Here is a 14,975-nt window from a genome sequence, read left to right as displayed (position 1 = left end):
CTGCCGTCCTCATAGGGGCAGGGTCGTTTCTGTCCGTGCCGCCACGCTCACCAGCCCACGAGCATCGTGCGCGGTCCCCGCACCACCATCTCCGTCTTCCACTCAACGGCCCGGGCGAGGTGCAGCCCGGGGAGTCCGTCGAGCAGGGTCCGCAGCGCCTCCTGGAGCTCCAGCCGCGCGAGGGACGCGCCGAGGCAGTGATGCGGACCGTGTCCGTAACCCAGGTGCTGGCGGGCGTCGTCGCGGGTGATGTCGAGCACGCCGGGCGAGCGGAAGCGCAGGGCGTCCCGGTTGGCCGCGTTCATCTGGATCAGAACCGGATCGCCCGCCCGCACCAGCGTCCCGCCCACCTCGACGTCCTCGGTGGCGTAGCGCGGGAACCCCGCCTGGCTGCCGAGCGGAACGAACCGCGTCAGCTCTTCAACCGCGTTGTCCAGCAGGTCCGGACGGTCGCGGAGGAGGACCAGCTGGTCCGGCTGTTCGAGCAGGACCAGGATGAAGTTGCTGATCTGGCTGGCCGTGGTCTCGTGCCCGGCGAACAGGAGGAAGACGATCAGGTTGACCAACTCCTCCTGCGAGAGTCGGCCCTCGGCGTCGCGGGCCTCCACGAGTGCCGATACGAGGTCGTCCCGCGGCGCGGCGCGGCGGTCCGTGATCAGGTCCGCCAGATAGCCGGTCAACTCGCCGGCCAGCCGCAGGTGGTCCTCGGGGGTGAGCGAGCTGGTGGACATCGCTATGTCGCACCAGCCGCGGAACAGCGCACGGTCCTCCTCGGGCACGCCCAGCAGGCCGCAGATGACCGCCACGGGGATCGGGACGGCGTAGTGTTCCACGAGGTCGACGGGCGAGCCGAGCACCCTCATGTCCCGGAGCAGCGACTCGGTCATCTTCCTGACGTGCGGCCGCATGGCCTCCACGCGGCGCGGAGTGAACGCCTTGGTGACCAGCCCGCGCAGCCTGGTGTGGTCCGGCGCGTCCATGCCGAGGATGCCGTTGGGAGTCCGCAGCTCCCGCATGCGCGGCGCGTCGTTCTCCGCCTCCGCGGCGTGGCTGAACCGCCGGTCGCCGAGGACGAAACGCGCGTCGTCGTAACGGGAGACGAGCCAGCCCGGCTCCCCGTGCGGCATGTGGACCCATAGAAGTCCTTCGCTCTTCTGGGCCTGCTCGTACGCCTCGTCCAGGTCCAGTCCCTCCGGGCGGCCGAAGGGATAGGAGACGGGTGCGGACTTCGTGCTGGTCAATTCGGACCCCATATCGAGTCGTTCGGGTTCTTTCTCGTCCTGGGACGGATCACTCGGCCGGGTCGCCCCAGGTGACGGGGACTGCCTCGGGGGTGCGCATGAGGGAGCCGGCCCGCCAGCGGAGCTCGCTCGCGGGGACGGACAGCCGCAGCCCCGGCAGGCGTTCGACCAGGGTGCTCAGCACGACCTGCAGTTCGAGCCGTGCCAGGGGGGCGCCCATGCAGTAGTGGGCGCCGTGACCGAAGCCGAGGTGCGGGTTCTGGGCGCGTGTGAAGTCGAGGGACGCGGCACCGGGAAACGCCGTGTCGTCGAGGTTCGCGGACGCGATCGAGGTGATGACCGCCTCGCCCGCGCGGATGAGCGTGCCGCCGATCTCGACGTCCTCCAGGGCGATGCGGGCGAACCCGTCCATGGTGCTCAGCGGGGTGAAGCGCAGCAGCTCCTCGACGGCGGCGGGAACCAGGTCCGGGTCGGCGACCAGGCGCTCGTAGAGTCGGCGGTCGTCGAGGAGGAGGTGGACGAAGTTGCCGATCTGGGTGGCGGTGGTCTCGTAGCCGCTGATCAGCAGGCCGGAGCCCATCATGAGAAGCTCGGCCTCGGAGAGCCGGTCGTCTTCGTCGCGGGCCTGGACCATGGTGCTGAGGAAGTCGTGGGTGGGCCGGGCGCGGCGATCGGCCACCAGCTCGGCCATGTAGGTGGTGAAGTTTTCTGTCGCCCGCTGCACTTCCGCGGGACCCAGGGAGGAGGAGACCAGCGCCTCGGAGAAGTTCCGGAAGAGATGGCGGTCGTCGTAGGAGACGCCCAGCAGTCTGCAGATCACGGAGATCGACACGGGCAGCGCCAGATCTTCCATGATCTCACCGGACGGCTCGTCGCGCGCGACCATGCCGTCGAGCAGCTCATGGGTGAACCGCGAGACCTGCGGGCGCAGTTCCTTGACCCGGCGGGCAGTGAACGCCTTCCCGGCCAGCCGCCGGAGCCTGGTGTGTCCGGGCGGGTCCATGGAGATGAGGCCGCCGGCGGGCAGCGGGTACTCGGTGGGCCGGGGCACGTCACGTCCAGCCCCGGCCTCCATGCTGAACCGCGGGTCGCCCAGGACCGCCTTCACGTCGGCGTGCCGGGTCAGCAACCAGGCCTCACCCCCGTACGGCATACGGATCCGGGACACGGGCTCGTGCTCCCGCAGGTGGCTGTAGAGCGGATCCAGCGCGATGCCCTCGGGTAGGGAGAAGGGGTACGGGCGAGTCCGGTGGACCGGACAACTAGACGTCATGGACGCTCTCTCGGTCATACGGGGCGGCGGGAGGGCTTGAGGGGTGCGGGCGCCGTATGGCGAGCCCGGTTGCCGTCCGGATCGTCCGGCACACCGCTTCGGCGTGCTCGGTGAGGTAGAAGTGGCCTCCGGGGAAGGAACGGAACGCCGTCTCCCCGGTGGTCAGCTGGTGCCAGGCCAGGGCTCCGCCGGTGGGGACGTGGGGGTCCGCGCTTCCCGTCAGCACGGTGATCGGGCAGGCGAGCGGCGCCCCCGGGCGCCAGGTGTATGTGGCGGCGGCCCGGTAGTCGTTGCGGATAGCGGGCAGGGCCAGCCGCAGGACTTCCTGGTCGGCCAGCACCCGGGGGTCGGTGCCTTGCAGTTCGGCGAGCTTGGCGACCAGTCGGTCGTCACTCAGGAGGTGCGCGGTGGTCCGATAGGCGATGGTCGGGGCGACGCGGCCGGAGACGAACAGGTGCGCCACCCTGGCTTCCGGCGCCTGTTCCGCGAGGCGGCGGGCGGTCTCGAAGGCCACCAACGACCCGAGGCTGTGCCCGAAGAGCGCCACCGGCCGGTCCAGCCAGGGTCCGAGCGCCCCGGCGATGTGCGTCACCAGGCCGTCGACGGTGTCCACGAACGGCTCCAGGCGCCGGTCCTGCCGCCCGGGATACTGGACGGCGAGCACCTCGACCGAGTCCGGCAGCAGGTGGGTGAAGGGGAGGAAGGCGCTGGCGCTGCCGCCAGCGTGCGGAAGGCACACGAGCCGAAGCGCGGGGTCGGCGACGGGCCGGTAGCGGCGCAGCCAGAGGTCGCCCGCGTCGGTGGAGCCGGGCGCGGTCGCGGCGGAACCTCCGCTCATGCGTGATCCGCTTCCGGGCGTCACGGTTTCAGCGCCTTCCACCACGTGCCGTTGTCCCGGTACCAGTCGACGGTCTCCGCGAGCCCGCGCTCGAAGGCGACGCGGGGAGCCCATCCCAGCTCCTCGGTGATCTTCCGGGTGTCCACGCAGTAGCGACGGTCGTGCGCCGCCCGGTCCGGCACCCTGTCCACCACGGACCAGTCGGCGCCGAAGACGCCGAGAAGACGACGGGTGAGGTCGACGTTGGACAGTTCCGTACCACCACCGATGTTGTATACCTCTCCGGCCCTTCCCCGGTCGGCGACCATGGCGATGCCTCGGCAGTGGTCGTCCACGTGCAGCCAGTCGCGCCGGTGGAGGCCGTCGCCGTACAGGGGTAGGCGCAGGCCCTCCAGCAGGTGGGTCACGAAGAGCGGGACGACCTTTTCGGGGTGCTGATGGGGGCCGTAGTTGTTGGAGCAGCGCGTCACCCGGACGTCGAGGCCGTGCGTGCGGTGGAAGGCGAGCGCCAGGAGGTCGGAGGAGGCCTTGGACGCCGCGTAGGGCGAGTTCGGGTCCAGTGGGTCGGTTTCGGCCGAGGAGCCCTCGGGGATCGAACCGTACACCTCGTCGGTGGAGACGTGGACGAAGCGGCTCACGCCCGCCTCGAGCGCCGACCGCAGCAGTGTGTGCGTCCCCAGCACGTTGGTGGTGATGAAGGCGGCGGAGTCGGTGATCGAGCGGTCCACGTGCGATTCGGCGGCGAAATGCACCACCAGGTCGATGCCGCGCAGGGCCTGGGTGACCGTGGGCCGGTCGCAGATGTCGCCGTGCAGGAAGGTGTGACGGGGGTGGCCGGCGACCTCGGCGAGGTTCTCGGTGTTCCCGGCGTACGTGAGCTTGTCCAGCGAGAGGACGTGGCTGTCGGCCAGCTCCGGATAGGAGCCCGACAGGAGCTGTCTGACGAAGTGCGAGCCGATGAAGCCCGCCGCCCCGGTAACCAGGACGCGCATCCTTGGTCTGCCTTTCTGCCGTGCTGTGTGGGGAGGGGTGATCAACCCGTGAGCGTGGCCCCGAGTCCCGAGGCGACCTCCATGAGGTAGCCCCCGTAGCTGGAGGCGCTCAGCTCCTCACCCAGCCGGTAACAGGTGTCCGCGTCGATGAAACCCATGCGCAATGCGATCTCCTCGACGCAGGCGATGCGTACGCCCTGGCGCTGCTCCAGCAGTTGGACGTACTGACCCGCCTGGAGCAGGGAGTCGTGGGTCCCCATGTCCAGCCAGGCAAATCCACGACCGAGCTGGGTCAGCCGCGCCCGGCCCTGCTCCAGATAGGAGAGGTTGATGTCCGTGATCTCCAACTCGTTGCGGGCGGACGGCTTGAGGGCCTTCGCCAGCTCCACCACGTCGTTGTCGTAGAAGTACAGCCCGGTGACCGCGAGGTTGGAGCGGGGACGGCTCGGTTTCTCCTCCAGCGACAACAGGTTCCCCTGCTCGTCGATCTCGGCGACGCCGTAGCGCTCGGGCGACTTGGACGGATAACCGAACAGTTCACATCCGTCGAGACGTTGGAGGGAGTGCTTCAAGACGGTGGAGAATCCAGGGCCGTGGAAGACGTTGTCGCCCAGAACGAGCGCCACCCGGTCGTTCCCGATGTGTTTGTCGCCGACCAGGAACGCGTCGGCGACACCGCGCGGTTCGTCCTGGACCGCGTAGTCGAGGTGGATACCGAGGCGTGAGCCGTCGCCGAGCATGACCTGGAACGTCTCCACGTGCTGGTACGAGGAGATGATGAGGATGTCCTGGATTCCGGCCAGCATCAGCACCGACAGCGGATAGTAGATCATGGGTTTGTCATAAACGGGCAACTGCTGCTTGGAAAGCGCACCGGTCAGCGGCTGCAGTCGAGTGGCGCTGCCCCCAGCGAGGATTATCCCCCTCACCTTGGGGCGTTTCAGCGGTGTCTCGAACACGTTTGGTCCTCCGGGCCTGTATTGCCGATATGGGGGGGTGGAGAGGCTGTCCGAAGGGGCCGGCCGGACCGGCGATCGTCTCGCGGACACAGCGGCAGACAGCATTCACCCCGACCCGGGATCAGTAATCCGAACACGAGGAATGCGGTGTTGGGAATGCCGAGGGCGAGGAGTGCCTTTTGGTCTGCCGCGAAGCGGCGCGGCGCTTCCGAACCGCTGGGGATTCTCAGGCGACGGCAAGGAAAGGAACCATGGCCGTGCCTCCTCCACCGGAACGGTCTCCGGTACGGCGGGCTGTGCTCGGACGCCCTATGCTTCCGCCTGCTGCTGTTCCTGCCACGCCTGATAGGTCGGCAGTAATCCAAGACGTTCGGCCGTCGCGAGGGTCGGGGCGTTCTTGTCCCTGTCGGAGAGCAGCGGCTCGATGTCGGCCGGCCACACGATTCCGAGGTCCGGGTCGAACGGATTGACGGAGTGCTCGCGTTCGGGAGCGTACCCGGAGGAGCACAGGTAGACGAGAGTGGCGTCGTCGGTGAGGGAGAGGAAAGCGCGGCCCAGTCCCGCGGTCAGATAGACGGCGGTGTTGCGTTCCGCGTCCATGGGCACGATTTCCCAGCGCCCGAAGGTCGGCGAACCGATGCGGACGTCCACGATGACGTCGAGGCCCGCTCCGCGCACACATACGCTGTACTTGGCCTGACCGGGCGGGATCTCGGTGTAGTGGATCCCGCGCAGCGCGCCGCGGTGGGACACCGCGACATTGACCTGGGCTACCGGGAAATCATGACCGAACGCCTGGCGGAACCTCTCGCCCCGGAACCACTCGTGGGACCTCCCGCGGTGGTCGGCGTGGATGACGGGATCCTGCGACCAGGCCCCCTCGATGCTGAGTGGGTGCATCGCGTTCTGTCCTTCGGACCGATTGGTTGGGCAATGGCAGGGCTGAGTGGTCACGGCCGAGCCAATCAGCTGGAGCGTCTCCAGTAGGAACCCTGGCGGTCGATCTGGTGGATCTCGTCTGTGATGCCGTGCTCGTCCCGGAACTCATGGACAGCCTGTCGGCACGCCGGAATGCAGTAGTCGTCGACGATGATGTATCCGCCGGCCGACACCTTGTCATAGAGGTTCGTGAGCACAGCCTTGGTGGCTGCGTACGAGTCCCCGTCGAGCCTCAGCACCGCGAGCTTCTCGATGGGAGCGGTCGGCATCGTGTCCTTGAACCAACCGGGTAGGAATCGGACCTGGTCGTCCAGGAGTCCGTAGCGTGCGAAGTTGCTCTTCACCGTCTCCACGTCGACCGGGATGCTGAGGACTTCGTTGTACTGGCCGAGGTCGATGTCGACATCCAGCTGATGATCGTCCTCGGTGGTCTTGGGGAAACCCTGGAAGGAGTCCGCGACCCACACCTTCCGGTCCCGCACGCCGTGCGCCTGGAAGACGCCGCGGGCGAAGATGCAGGCCCCGCCCCGCCAGACCCCGGTCTCCGCGAAGTCCCCCGGTACTCCGTCGCGCAGCACGTCTTCGAGACACTTCTGCAGGTTGTCGAGCCGCTTGAGGCCGATCATCGTGTGCGCGACGCGCGGGTAGTCCTCGCCCGCCGCGCGCAGTTCCGCAGAATACGAGCTGCTCGAGATGAAGCCAGCGACGTTGGTCTGGTCCTCGTAAATGGTGTTCGTTACGACCTTCTTCAGAAGGTCGAGATACAAGTCTGCGCCGACAGGTATGACCGTCATTTTCCTCGCCTACGGGTAGCAGTGCCCAGCGGGCGGCTCGTTCAGGGCAGGCCGCCGGGGCTGAATTCGCTGTATCCACGCTGATGAGTTGGATGCGGTGACCATCTAACCGCAGTGATCACATTCGGGCAAGGGTCGAAAACGAGCCATGTCAAGTGCCGTGCCTGTCTGGAAATAAAGGTCATATGGCGCAAAACGGCAATGGTTGCTCTGGTCGTCCCTTGCTGGGCCGCAGACCGTGTGCTTGCATGTTGGAGAGAGATCAACTCCTCACGATTGCGTTTAGGGCGAGGAAATCCCTTGAAATCTTTGAAAGTTGCTCACAATGGCCCTCCGGAATCAGGTGTGGCATGGCCCATTGCGCGTACTTGCCCCTTTGGTCTCCCCGATCAGTACGCTGAGAAGCGCAAGAGCGAGCCCATATGCCGGGCTCAGATCTGGGATGGCTCCAGGACCTGGCTCATCACCAAGCACGAGCATGTGCGAGCCCTTCTCGCCGACCCCCGGGTCACCGTCGATCCGGCCAAGCTGCCCAAGCTCTCCGCCTCCGACGGTGACGGCGAGGGTTTCCGGTCGCTGCTGACCATGGATCCGCCGGACCACAACGTTCTCCGCCGCATGCTCATATCTGAGTTCAGCGTGCGTCGCGTCCGGGAAATGCGTCCGGGCATTGAACACGCGGTGCACGGACTGCTGGACGGAATCCTCGAACAGCGGGGCCCGATGGACCTGGTGGCCGAACTCGCGCTGCCGATGTCCACCCTGGTGATCTGTCAGCTCCTCGGAGTGCCGTACGAAGAACGCGAGTTCTTCCAGGAGCGCAGCGAACAGGCCACGCGGGTGGGCGGGAGCCCGGAGTCACTGGCCGCCCTCCTGGAGCTGCGTGACTATCTGGACCGGTTGGTGACCGCGAAGATCGAGACGCCGGGTGACGACCTGCTGAGCCGGCTCATCGCCAGTCGACTGCACACCGGTGAGATGCGACACGCCGAGATCGTGGACAACGCCGTGCTGTTGCTCGCCGCCGGCCACGAGACCAGTGCCAGCATGGTGGCGCTGGGCATCCTGACGCTGTTGCGGCACCCCCGCGCCCTGGCGGAGTTGCGCAGCGACGGTGCGCTGCTGCCGCAGACGGTCGACGAGCTCCTGCGTTTCCACTCCATCGCGGACGGCCTTCGACGGGCGGTCACGGAGGATATCGAGCTCGGCGGCCTCACGCTGCGCGCCGGAGACGGCCTCATCATCTCGCTGGCCTCCGCCAACCGCGACGAGAGCGCCTTCGCCTCCCCGGACGGCTTCGACCCGCACAACCCGGCGAGCCAGCACGTCGCCTTCGGTTACGGCCCACACCAGTGCCTGGGACAGAATCTGGCCCGGCTGGAGCTGGAAGTCACACTGGGCGCGGTGGTGGAGCGCGTTCCCACGCTCAGGCTGGCCGGCGAAGTCGACGCACTGCGCGTCAAGCACGACTCGACGATCTTCGGGCTGCATGAGCTGCCGGTCGAGTGGTGACGGAGGGGGACACAGCGTGCGGGTGATAGTGGAACAGAGCCGGTGCCTGGGAGCCGGTCAGTGCGAGCAGCTGGTACCGGAGGTTTTCCGCCAGGACGAGGAAGGACTGAGCCGGGTCCTGGTCACCGAGCCCGAGCCGGCATCATGGCCGCGGGTGCTCCAGGCGGTACAACTCTGCCCCGTACAGGCCGTGATCGTCGAAGACGGCCCTGGTCACGCGCCGCAGGACACCAAGTGACCGCTGAACGCTGGGCCGGCCGCACGGTGCTCGTCACAGGAGCGCTGGGGTTCATCGGCTCCCACTTCGTCCGACAGCTGGAGGCGCGCGGAGCCGAGGTGCTGGCCCTGTACCGTACCGAACGGTCCGAAGTGCAAGCCGAGCTGGCCGCACTGAGCCGGGTCCGCCTGATACGGACAGAGCTGCGGGACGAGTCGGACGTGCGGGGAGCCTTCAAGTACCTGGCACCCTCCATCGACACCGTCGTCCACTGCGCGGCCATGGACGGCAACGCACAGTTCAAGCTGGAGCGCTCGGCCGAGATCCTCGACAGCAACCAGCAGACCATCTCCCACCTGCTCAACTGCGTGCGGGACTTCGGCGTGGGCGAGGTCGTCGTCATGAGCTCCTCCGAGCTGTACTGCGCGCCGCCCACCGCGGCGGCGCGCGAGGACGATGACTTCCGCAGATCCATGCGGTACACGGACAACGGCTACGTCCTGTCCAAGACCTACGGCGAGATCCTGGCCAGGCTCCACCGCGAGCAGTTCGGCACCAACGTCTTCCTGGTGCGACCGGGCAACGTCTACGGGCCGGGGGACGGTTTCGACCCCTCCCGGGGCCGGGTGATCCCGAGCATGCTGGCCAAGGCCGACGCGGGCGAGGAGATCGAGATCTGGGGGGACGGCAGCCAGACCCGGTCCTTCGTGCACGTCACCGACCTGGTACGGGCCTCGCTGCGCCTGCTGGAGACGGGCAAGTACCCCGAGATGAACGTGGCTGGCGCGGAACAGGTCTCCATCCTGGAGCTCGCACGGATGGTGATGGCCGTCCTGGGACGGCCCGAGCGCATCCGCCTCGACCCCAGCCGCCCGGTCGGCGCCCCGAGCAGACTTCTGGATCTGACCCGAATGTCGGAAGTGATCGACTTCGAACCCCAGCCCCTGCGGACCGGGCTGGAAGAGACCGCTCGCTGGTTCCGCCTCCACAAGCGCTGAACCTCCTCTCGAACACCCCTGGAAGGTAAATCGTGGTGACACACGCCCCGAACTCGTTGATCAGCGACATAATCCGGGCCTCCGGCGGGCATGACGCCGACCTCAAGGACCTGGCCGCGCGACACGCTCCGGCCGACATCGTCCGCGTGCTCCTGGACGAGATCACCACGCGCTGCCCCGCTCCCGTGAACGACGTCCCCGTCCTCGTCGAGCTGGCCGTCCGGGCGGGAGACCAACTCTTCCCCGCCTACCTGTACGTCCTCAAGGGCGGCCCGGTGCGCCTCGCCGCCAAGGACGAGGCGTTCGTCGCCATGCGCGTCGAGTACGAGCTGGGCGAACTGGTGCGGGAGCTGTTCGGACCGGTGCGGGAGAACGTCACCGGTGTGCGCCGGACCACCCTCTTCCCGTACGTCGCGGACGCGCGGTCGGAAGGCGAGGAGGACTCGGGAGCCGAGCACATCGGCACGCACTTCCTGGCCGCGCAGCAGGGCTCCCAGACCGTGCTGGCCGGCTGCCATTCTCACAAGCCGGATCTCAGTGAACTCTCCTCGCGCTACCTCACCCCGAAGTGGGGTTCGCTGCACTGGTTCACCCCCCACTACGACCGCCACTTCAGCAGCTACCGTGACCAGCAGGTACGCGTTCTGGAGATCGGCGTCGGCGGTTACAAGCACCCCGAGTGGGGCGGTGGCTCACTGCGCATGTGGAAGCACTTCTTCCATCGCGGTGAGATCTACGGCCTGGACATCGTCGACAAGTCACACTTCGACGCGCCGCGCATCACGACCCTGCGCGGCGACCAGAGCGACCCCGACTACCTGCGGTCGATCGCCGAGGAGTACGGCCCGTTCGACATCGTCATCGACGACGGAAGCCACATCAACGACCACATCCGTACGTCGTTCCAGGCGCTGTTCCCGCATGTGCGGCCCGGCGGCCTCTATGTGATCGAGGACCTGTGGACCGCCTACTGGTCCGGCTTCGGCGGCAACGAGGACCCGAAGCAGTACAGCGGCACGAGCCTGGGTCTGCTCAAGTCCCTCGTGGACTCGATCCAGCACGAGGAACTGCCGGAGGCCGGCGGCCACTGCCCCGGCTACGTCGACCAGCACGTGGTCGGCATGCACCTCTACCACAACCTGGCCTTCATCGAGAAGGGCACCAACGCCGAGGGTGGCATCCCCCCGTGGATCCCGCGCGACTTCGAGACGCTGGTCGCCGTCTCCTCCGGGGGACACGAATGAGGAGCCGTCGGCACCAGCCACCGGGACACACCCGACCGGAGGGCAGGGGGCCGGCGTGCGCGTGACCTTGCTGAGCGTGGGATCCCGAGGCGACGTACAGCCGTTCGTCGCCCTGGGGATCGGCCTGAAGGCCCGCGGCCACGACGTCACCCTGGCCGCTCCCGCCACGCTGCGGCCGCTGGTCGAGCGCGCGGGACTGACGTACAAGCTGTCGCCCGGGGACCCCGACGGGTTCTTCAACATGCCCGAGGTCATCGAAGCGCTGCGGCGCGGTCCCTCGTTCAAGAACATGCTCGCGGGGATGCCCGAGGCACCCGAGAGCTACACGCAGCAGGTCGTCGACGCGATTCACGACGCCGCCGAGGGCGCCGACCTCATCGTGAACGCGCCCCTCACCCTGGCCGCCGCGTACGGGCACCCGCCCGCCCCGTGGGCCTCGGTGTCCTGGTGGCCCAACAGCATGACCTCGGCGTTCCCGGCCGTCGAATCCGGGCAGCGCGGGCTCGGTCCGCTGACGCCCCTGTACAACCGCTACACCCACCGCAGGGCGGCCCGCGACGAGTGGGAGTGGCGGCGTCCCGAGGTCGACGGCTACCGGAGACGACTCGGCCTCCGGCCCTTCGGCGACGAGTCCCCGTTCCTCCGGCTGGGCCACGACCGCCCGTACCTGTTCCCCTTCAGCCCCAGTGTGCTGCCCAAGCCGCGGGACTGGCCGCGCCAGAGCCATGTCACCGGCTACTGGTTCTGGAACCAACACTGGGAGCCGCCCGCCGAGCTGGAGGCGTTCCTGGAGGACGGTGAGCCTCCGGTGGCGCTCACCTTCGGCAGCACCTGGTCACTCCACCGGCAGGAGGAAGCCCTCCAGGCCGCTCTCGAAGCCGTCCGCGGCGTCGGACGCCGACTGGTCATGGTCGACGGGCCGGACGGCGACCTGCCCGACGACGTGCTCCGCCTGCACCAAGTGGACTACGCCACCCTGTTCCCCAGGATGGCCGCGGTGATCCACCACGGCGGCGCCGGCACTACCGCCGAAGTCGTACGGGCCGGAGTGCCCCAGGTCATCGTGCCGGTCTTCGCCGATCACCCCTTCTGGGCGGCGCGGCTGTCCAGAATAGGCGTCGCCGCCCGGCCGGTGCCCTTCGCCCGGTTCAGCCGGGAGGCACTGGCACAGAGCGTCCGTCAGGCGGTCACCGATCCCGCGATGGCGGTCCGGGCCAGGCGGCTGGGCGAACTGGTCTCCAAGGAACGGGGAGTGGACACCGCCTGCGACATCCTCGAGAAGTGGGCGGAGGCGGCACGGGCCTCGGCCTGAGACGCCCACCGGCGGGCGGGCCCGGAACCCGCTCGCCCGCCGGCCGACGGCCCCCGGAACCGCGCCGCTACGCCGACAGCCGGTAGGCGGAGAGCCGCACGGAGAGCGTGACCCGAGACGGCACCGGCAGCCGCTGGATCGTCTCCAGATCCCGCTGCGCGTCACGGTGCCAGGCGTTGGGCCCCATGCCGACCAGGTGCGCCAGAGCCTGGTGGTCAAGTGCCATGGTCCGGGTCAGCCGCTCCGTGGCGACGGCCGAGAAGTGCGGGGCGAGCTGCTCCGCGAGACGCGACTCCTTGCCTTCGTCCACCTGCAGCAGGCCGAGGGCGCCGATGACTTCCTGCAGGTGATCGGGCAGGGGAGTGACGACCAGGAGGACACCACGGGGATGGAGGATGCGATGCAGTTCAGGACCGTTGCGGGGAGCGAACGTGTTGATCACCACGGCGGCGGAACCGTCCTGCAGCGGAAGCGTCTGCCAGGCATCGGTGACGGCGGCCGCGATCCGTGGATGGGCCTTCGCGGCACGTCGCACGGCGTATTTCGAGATATCCAGCAGCTGTCCGTCGACATCAGGGAACGCGTCCATGACCTTGGCGTGATAGTGGCCCGTTCCACCACCGATGTCGACGATGCAACCGGGCACGGCCGGATCGGCCGTCCGCCGCGCCAGATCGACCAGCGCATCCATCACGGGATCGTAGTGACCCGCCGACAGAAATGCGTCCCGGGCCTCCACCATTTCCTTTGTGTCCGCTCGCAGCTTCGTCGCCTTGGGAAGCAGATTCACATAACCCTGCTTCGCGATGTCGAAGGAGTGTCCGGCGGGGCAGAAAAGTGCGTGGTCGCCCAGCGCCAGCGAAGCGCGGCAGTGCGGGCAGGCGAGGTAGCGCACGATCCTGTTGAGCATGTGGCACCGTTCCTTCGGGCGAGTCGGCAGACCGGCCAACCCTAACGCAGGCGTCCCACCGCCGACCGCCTGGCGCAGTGCCGAAGAGCCACCGTGACGCGCACCGCAGCGGGTGAACCCACATTGCGCGCACCGTACGACAACTGGCCAATCACCCGGCGATTCCTTATGGAATACCGCGGATGTGGCCTCACTGATTTCAGCAAATGCTGACAGTCGACCTGTTCTGTCAGCGTGACAGCCCCTATCGATCGACCAGGAGTTCCGATGGCCCCGAAGAGTGGTGCGCAGCGTTCGAGCGACATAGCCGTCGTCGGCATGTCCTGCCGCCTTCCGGGGGCACCTGGCATCGATGAGTTCTGGGAACTGCTGACCACCGGAGGCAGCGCGATCGAGCGTCGCGCCGACGGCACCTGGCGCGGCTCCCTGGAGGGGGCCGCCGACTTCGACGCCGCCTTCTTCGGCATGACCCCCCGCCAGGCCGCCGCCGCGGACCCGCAGCAGCGACTCATGCTAGAACTCGGCTGGACCGCCCTGGAGAACGCCGGGATCGTCCCGGGCAGCCTCGCCGGCACGGACACCGGCGTCTTCGTCGGGATCGCGGCTGACGACTACGCGGCACTCCTGCACCGGTCCGAGACCCCCGTCAGCGGCCACACCGCGACGGGCCTGAGCCGGGGCATGGCCGCCAACCGCCTCTCCTACCTCCTGGGCCTGCGCGGTCCCAGCCTCGCGGTGGACAGCGCGCAGTCCTCCTCGCTCGTCGCGGTCCACCTGGCCTGCGAGAGCCTGAGCCGCGGCGAGTCCGACCTCGCGATCGTCGGCGGCGTCAGCCTGATCCTCGCCGAGGACAGCACGGCGGGCATGGAGCTCATGGGTGCGCTCTCGCCGGACGGCCGCTGCTACACCTTCGACGCACGCGCCAACGGCTACGTACGCGGTGAGGGCGGAGCCTGCGTCGTTCTCAAGCCTCTGAACCGGGCACTGGCCGACGGGGACCGCGTCCACTGCGTCATCCGAGGCAGCGCAGTCAACAACGACGGCGGCGGCTCCACCCTGACCACACCCCACCGCGAGGGCCAGGAAGCCGTGCTGCGCGCGGCGTACGAACGGGCCGGGGTCGGCCCGGATCAGGTGTCCTACGTCGAACTGCACGGCACGGGAACACCGGTCGGCGACCCCGTCGAGGCGGCGGCTCTCGGCGCGGTGCTCGGCAAGGCCCGGGGCCGGAGCACACCGCTGTCCGTGGGATCGGCCAAGACGAACGTCGGTCACCTGGAAGCGGCTGCGGGTCTCGTGGGATTCGTGAAGGCCGCCCTGTGCGTCCGTGAGGGCGCGGTACCGCCGAGCCTGAACCACACGACGCCCAACCCCGCCATCCCCATGGACCGGCTCAACCTGCGCGTACCCACTCGACTGGAAACCTGGCCGCAGCCGGACGAGCAGGCAACCGGCCGGCTGCGACTGGCCGGCGTCTCGTCCCTCGGCATGGGTGGGACGAATGCGCATGTGGTGTTGGAGGAGGCGCCGGCCTTGGAGGGTGGGGAGGCAGTCGGGGCTGGTGTGCCGTTGGCTGTGGTGCCGGTGGTGGTGTCGGGTCGTTCGGCGGGTGTGGTGGGTGAGCTGGCGTCCCGTGTCAAGGAGACGTCTAGGTCTGGTCGGTTGGTGGATGTGGGGTTGTCGTCGGTGGTGTCGCGGTCGGTGTTCGAGCATCGGTCGGTGGTGCTGGCGGAGGACTCTGCTCAG

The 14,975-nt window shown here is 68.2% G+C and carries 14 protein-coding genes; 6 read left to right on the top strand and 8 right to left on the bottom strand.

The window, feature by feature from the left end:
• Positions 1-47: 47 nt before the first annotated feature.
• The 7 genes from AC0693_RS24255 to AC0693_RS24225 form a co-directional block, all read right to left on the bottom strand.
• Complete coding sequence (locus AC0693_RS24255) at positions 48-1,253, bottom strand: cytochrome P450 (protein WP_478802855.1); 1,206 nt, start codon at positions 1,251-1,253, stop codon at positions 48-50.
• A gap of 37 nt (positions 1,254-1,290) precedes the next feature.
• Positions 1,291-2,514 (bottom strand): cytochrome P450, encoded by a 1,224-nt coding sequence (locus AC0693_RS24250; RefSeq protein ID WP_478802854.1) that lies wholly within the window; start codon positions 2,512-2,514, stop codon positions 1,291-1,293.
• Positions 2,504-3,352 (bottom strand): thioesterase II family protein, encoded by an 849-nt coding sequence (locus tag AC0693_RS24245; RefSeq protein ID WP_478802853.1) that lies wholly within the window; start codon positions 3,350-3,352, stop codon positions 2,504-2,506. The genes AC0693_RS24250 and AC0693_RS24245 overlap by 11 nt, the downstream gene beginning before the upstream one ends.
• 20 nt (positions 3,353-3,372) lie before the next feature.
• Positions 3,373-4,344, bottom strand: coding sequence for a dTDP-glucose 4,6-dehydratase (rfbB, locus tag AC0693_RS24240; RefSeq protein ID WP_478802852.1), 972 nt, complete (start codon positions 4,342-4,344; stop codon positions 3,373-3,375).
• 41 nt (positions 4,345-4,385) lie between these two features.
• Positions 4,386-5,273, bottom strand: coding sequence for a glucose-1-phosphate thymidylyltransferase RfbA (gene rfbA / locus AC0693_RS24235; protein ID WP_478803033.1), 888 nt, complete (start codon positions 5,271-5,273; stop codon positions 4,386-4,388).
• Positions 5,274-5,612: 339 nt separating this feature from the next.
• Positions 5,613-6,203: a dTDP-4-dehydro-6-deoxyglucose 3-epimerase GerF gene (gene gerF / locus AC0693_RS24230; protein WP_478802851.1), complete on the bottom strand. Its 591-nt coding sequence runs from the start codon at positions 6,201-6,203 to the stop codon at positions 5,613-5,615.
• 65 nt (positions 6,204-6,268) lie between these two features.
• Entirely contained in the window at positions 6,269-7,036 is a 768-nt protein-coding gene (locus AC0693_RS24225) for a TylF/MycF family methyltransferase (protein WP_478802850.1), read from the bottom strand.
• A gap of 480 nt (positions 7,037-7,516) precedes the next feature.
• Between AC0693_RS24225 and AC0693_RS24220 the strand changes: the two genes are divergently transcribed.
• The 5 genes from AC0693_RS24220 to AC0693_RS24200 are packed head-to-tail and all read left to right on the top strand — an operon-like array spanning position 7,517 to position 12,319.
• The gene (locus AC0693_RS24220; protein ID WP_478802849.1) at positions 7,517-8,548 is read left to right on the top strand and encodes a cytochrome P450; all 1,032 of its coding nucleotides are present in this window, start codon (positions 7,517-7,519) and stop codon (positions 8,546-8,548) included.
• Positions 8,549-8,570: 22 nt separating this feature from the next.
• Entirely contained in the window at positions 8,571-8,786 is a 216-nt protein-coding gene (locus tag AC0693_RS24215) for a ferredoxin (RefSeq protein WP_478802848.1), read from the top strand.
• Complete coding sequence (locus AC0693_RS24210) at positions 8,783-9,763, top strand: NAD-dependent epimerase/dehydratase family protein (RefSeq protein ID WP_478802847.1); 981 nt, start codon at positions 8,783-8,785, stop codon at positions 9,761-9,763. The genes AC0693_RS24215 and AC0693_RS24210 overlap by 4 nt, the downstream gene beginning before the upstream one ends.
• 35 nt (positions 9,764-9,798) lie before the next feature.
• Positions 9,799-11,007: a hypothetical protein gene (locus AC0693_RS24205; protein ID WP_478802846.1), complete on the top strand. Its 1,209-nt coding sequence runs from the start codon at positions 9,799-9,801 to the stop codon at positions 11,005-11,007.
• Positions 10,937-12,319, top strand: a complete 1,383-nt coding sequence (locus AC0693_RS24200; protein WP_478802845.1) for a glycosyltransferase — start codon at positions 10,937-10,939, stop codon at positions 12,317-12,319. Before AC0693_RS24205 ends, AC0693_RS24200 begins: the two co-directional genes overlap by 71 nt.
• Before the next feature lie 67 nt (positions 12,320-12,386).
• Here the strand turns inward: AC0693_RS24200 and AC0693_RS24195 are convergent, their stop codons facing one another.
• Positions 12,387-13,229, bottom strand: coding sequence for a putative RNA methyltransferase (locus AC0693_RS24195; RefSeq protein ID WP_478802844.1), 843 nt, complete (start codon positions 13,227-13,229; stop codon positions 12,387-12,389).
• 267 nt (positions 13,230-13,496) lie between these two features.
• Between AC0693_RS24195 and AC0693_RS24190 the strand changes: the two genes are divergently transcribed.
• On the top strand, positions 13,497-14,975 hold a 1,479-nt coding region (locus AC0693_RS24190), incomplete at its 3' end, for a beta-ketoacyl synthase N-terminal-like domain-containing protein (protein WP_478802843.1).

The sequence above is a fragment of the Streptomyces sp. NPDC043876 genome (genome assembly GCF_056435825.1).
The sequence above is the reverse complement of the archived record's forward strand: the minus strand, read 5'-3'. Positions and strand labels throughout refer to the sequence as shown.

Bases quoted from the DNA above. Each gene is read 5' to 3' on its own strand.
- gerF (WP_478802851.1), bottom strand. From the start codon at position 6,203: ATGCACCCACTCAGCATCGAGGGGGCCTGGTCGCAGGATCCCGTCATC.
- rfbB (WP_478802852.1), bottom strand. From the start codon at position 4,344: ATGCGCGTCCTGGTTACCGGGGCGGCGGGCTTCATCGGCTCGCACTTC.
- AC0693_RS24255 (WP_478802855.1), bottom strand. From the start codon at position 1,253: ATGGGGTCCGAATTGACCAGCACGAAGTCCGCACCCGTCTCCTATCCC.
- AC0693_RS24195 (WP_478802844.1), bottom strand. From the start codon at position 13,229: ATGCTCAACAGGATCGTGCGCTACCTCGCCTGCCCGCACTGCCGCGCT.
- AC0693_RS24245 (WP_478802853.1), bottom strand. From the start codon at position 3,352: ATGAGCGGAGGTTCCGCCGCGACCGCGCCCGGCTCCACCGACGCGGGC.
- AC0693_RS24250 (WP_478802854.1), bottom strand. From the start codon at position 2,514: ATGACGTCTAGTTGTCCGGTCCACCGGACTCGCCCGTACCCCTTCTCC.
- AC0693_RS24225 (WP_478802850.1), bottom strand. From the start codon at position 7,036: ATGACGGTCATACCTGTCGGCGCAGACTTGTATCTCGACCTTCTGAAG.